3 protein-coding genes are annotated in these 3608 nt (G+C 76.6%); all 3 read left to right on the top strand.

The window, feature by feature from the left end; translation table 11 throughout:
- Positions 1-1244 (top strand): glycosyltransferase (locus ACTUAL_RS04960; RefSeq protein ID WP_440899419.1); only part of this gene is annotated, 1244 nt, incomplete at its 5' end.
- The gene (locus tag ACTUAL_RS04955; RefSeq protein ID WP_440899418.1) at positions 1241-2731 is read left to right on the top strand and encodes a glycosyltransferase family 39 protein; all 1491 of its coding nucleotides are present in this window, start codon (positions 1241-1243) and stop codon (positions 2729-2731) included. The genes ACTUAL_RS04960 and ACTUAL_RS04955, both read left to right, overlap by 4 nt.
- Positions 2728-3608, top strand: an 881-nt coding sequence (locus ACTUAL_RS04950) for an acyltransferase family protein (protein WP_440899417.1), incomplete at its 3' end; no start/stop codon positions are given. The genes ACTUAL_RS04955 and ACTUAL_RS04950, both read left to right, overlap by 4 nt.

Raw genomic sequence — 3608 nt, 5'->3', positions numbered from 1 at the left:
GCTGGCACCTGGCCGGGACGCACGGGGTCGCGGTCGGCGGCGCGGCCGGGTCGGCGGTGGCGGCGCTGGTCGCGCTGCTGCTCGCCGCCCCCCTGCTGCGCCGCGCGCAGGCGCCCCTGCCGCGTCCGGCGCGGGACGGCCGGATCCGGGTGCTGCACCTGGGTTTCGAGGACCCCGCCGCGCCGGGCGCGGGCGGCGGGTCGGTGCGCACGCACGAGGTGAACCGGCGGCTCGTGGCGCGCGGGCACGAGGTGACCGTGCTGACCACGCGCTTCCCCGGCTGCGCCGACCGCACGCAGGACGGCGTGCGGTACGTCCACATCGGACCGTTCGCGGGCCGGACGCGGCTCAGCCGCTTCCTCGGCTACGCGGTGGCCCTGCCGCGCGAGGTGCGGCGCCGGGACTGCGACCTGGTGGTGGAGGACTTCTGCGCCCCCGTGTCCAGCCTGGCCGCGCCGCGCTGGACCGGGCGGCCCACGGTCGGCGTGGTGCAGTGGCTCAACGCGCGCGAGAAGGCGCGCGAGTACCGGGTCCCGGTGCACTGGGTCGAGCGGTACGGGGTGCGGTCGCACCGCAGGCTCGTCGCGGTGTCCAGGGGCATCGCCGAGCGGCTGGTGGCGCTGAACCCCGACGTGCTGGTGCGGGTCGTGGCGAACGGGGTCGCGCAGGACGCGTTCGAGGTGACCGCGCCGCGCAGCGCGGACGTGGTGTTCGTGGGGCGGCTGGAGATCGCGCAGAAGGGCCTGGACCTGCTGCTGCGGTCGTGGGCCCTGGCGCGCCACCGGGTTCCGGGCTCGCTGGTGCTGGCCGGGAGCGGTCCCGACGAGGCTCGGGTGCGGGCGCTGGTCGCGGAGCTCGGCCTGGCGGACCGGGTCCGGTTCGCGGGCTGGGTGTCGGGTGGGGAGAAGTTCCGGCTGATGGCGGGCGCGCGGGTGGTGGCCGTGCCGTCGCGGTACGAGACGTTCGGGATCGTCGCGCTGGAGGCGCTGGCGACCGGGACGCCCGTGGCGGCGTTCGACATCCCGTGCCTGCGGGAGATCGTGCCCGAGCGGGCGGGTGAGCTGGCGCCGTCGTTCGACGTGGCGGCCTACGCGGACCTGCTCGCACGGGTGGACGGCAGGTGCGACGGCGGCGACGGGGCGCGCAAGCGCTTCGCGGGCCGGTACCGGTGGGACGGCTTGGCCGTCGAGCAGGAGCGCGTCTACCTGGACGCGGTGGCGAACGGGTCAGGGAGGACCGGATGACGACGACCACGCGCACGACGCCCACGAGCGGTGGGCCCCCTGGAGCGAGGTGGGCGGTCGGGTGGCCGGTGGCGCTGCTCGGGCTGTTCGTGGTGGCGCTGGGGCTGCGGCTCTACAACGCGGCCTCGGCGCACGAGCTGTTCATCGACGAGAGCGAGTACACCGACATCGCCCGGTCGATCGGCGAGGGGCGGGGGGTGCGGTTGTTCGGCGAGCCGTTCCACCTGCACCCGCCGCTGCTGTTCGGGCTGCTGTCGCTGTTCGCCGACCCGGCGGCGCCGCTGCTCCAGGCGGTGCTGGACCTGCGGTGGGTCAACGCGGTGCTGGGCGCGGCCAGCGCGGTGGTCGTGGCGCTGCTGGCGGACCGGGCGCGCGGGCGGGCGGCCGGGGTGCTGGCGGGGGCGCTGTTCGCGCTCAACCCGTACCTGGTGAAGTTCGACAGCCGGGTCACGCTGGAGACGCTGATGGGCCTGGGGGTGCTGCTCGGCGTGCTGCTGCTCGCGGTGGCGGGCGCGCGCGGGGCGTGGGCGCTCGCGGCGGGCGCGGCGTTCGGGCTGGCGCTGGTGAGCAAGGAGACCTCGGCGCTGGTGACGACCGTGCCGCTGCTGCTGTTCCTGGTGCTGCGCAGGCCCGTCCCGCGGCGGTCGGCGCTGCTCGCGCTGGGCGGGCAGGCGGCGGTGTACGCGGTGTACGTGGCCGGGATCGCGGCGACCGGGCACCTGCCGGGGTGGTGGGGCGAGAAGTCGTCCGGGGTGCTGCGGGCGGTGGGGGTCGTGCAGTCCACCGGGTACAACGCGCCGGGCCGGTCCTCCCTGGGCGAGCGGTTGATCGCCAACTCCGGGCTGTGCGCCCCGGCCTACCTGGTGATCGCGTTCGGCGTGGTGGCGGCGTGCGCGCTGCTGGCGCTGCGGTGGCGGGAGCTGGCCGACGGGCCGCTGGCGGTGGTGCTGCACTGGCAGGTCGCGGTGTGCCCGCCGATGGCGTACACGGTGCTGTTCGGGACCTTGGAGGAGCAGACGTTCTACCTCGTGGCGGTGCCCGCGACGGCGGCGACGGCGGTGGTGCTGGCCGGGTGGCTGGCCGACGCCGGGCGGGTGCGGCTGGTGGCGGCCGGGATCGCGGCGGTGCTGCTGGTGTGGTCGGCGGCGGCCTGGTCCGTGGTGCACACGACCCGCGACGACGGGTACGCGCGGTTCCAGGCGTGGGCCGACCGCGAGCTGCCCGCGAACTCGCGGCTGGCGGTGGGCGAGCACACCGGGAAGTTCGTGCTGACCGGGTTCCGGGTCAAGGAGGTGCGGACGGCGCGGGCCGCGTTCGAGTGGGGCGGGTACGCGCTGGTGTCCACGGCGCTGGCCGAGCGCGGGCTCGGGTCGATGCCGCAGTCCGAAGTGGACGAGCTGGCGCGGGGCGCGCGGCTGGTGCACGTCGAGCGCGGGCGCACCCTGGGCGAGCTGCGGCTGTACGAGCTGGGCGGCGGTCGGCGGTGACGGCGGACGGGGTCGGTGCGGGCGCGGGGCGGGGGCGGACCGGCTTGGCGGCGGGGTCCGGCGCGGCGCGCGGCGGCGTCGGCCCCGTCACCGGCGGGGACGCGGTCCGGTTGTCCGGGAAGGGGATCCGGTCGCTGATCGGGTTCCGGGCGCTGCCCGCGGCGGGGGTGCTGGCGGGTCACCTGGCGCCGTTCGCGGCGGTGATGGTCCCGGCGACGGCGGGCGCCTGGCAGGCGGTGGACCGGGTCAACTACCTCGCGGTGGACGTGTTCTTCCTGCTCAGCGGGTTCGGGATCGCGCTCGGGCAGGCGGCGTCCGGGCGCGGGCACGGGCGGTTCCTGCGGATGCGGCTGGCCCGGTTGTGGCCGCTGCACGCGGTGGTGCTCGCGGGGTTGGCGGTGGGCGCGGTGCTGTCGGACGTGCTCGGGCTGGGGTTCGAGCGGGGCGGGACGTGGGCGGACTTCGTGGCGCAGGCGCTCCTGCTGCACGGGTGGGGGTTCGCGGACTCGCTGTCGTGGAACGGGCCGACCTGGTCGCTGAGCGCGGAACTGGCCTGCTACCTGGTTTTCCCGGTGATCTGGGCGCTGGTGCGGCGGGTGTCCGGGGCAGGGGCGGCGTGGTGCTGGCACTTCGTGGCGCTCGGTGTGGTCTTCGGCGCGTACTGGGTGCTCGGGGCGGACGACGCGCACCTGACGTACCTGGCTCCGCTGTGGCGGGCGTTCGGGGACTTCACGGCGGGGGCGCTGCTGAGCCGGGCGCACCTGGCGGGCGGGCGCGGGCCGGAGGTGTTGGGGCGCTGGGCCTTGCCGCTGGTGGCGGGAGTGCTCGCGCTGGTCCCGGCGCTGGCGCTGGTGGGCGCGCCGCCGCTGTGGGCGCT

This window comes from Actinosynnema sp., assembly GCF_052038725.1.
This window is presented reverse-complemented; position numbering and strand designations above follow the sequence as displayed.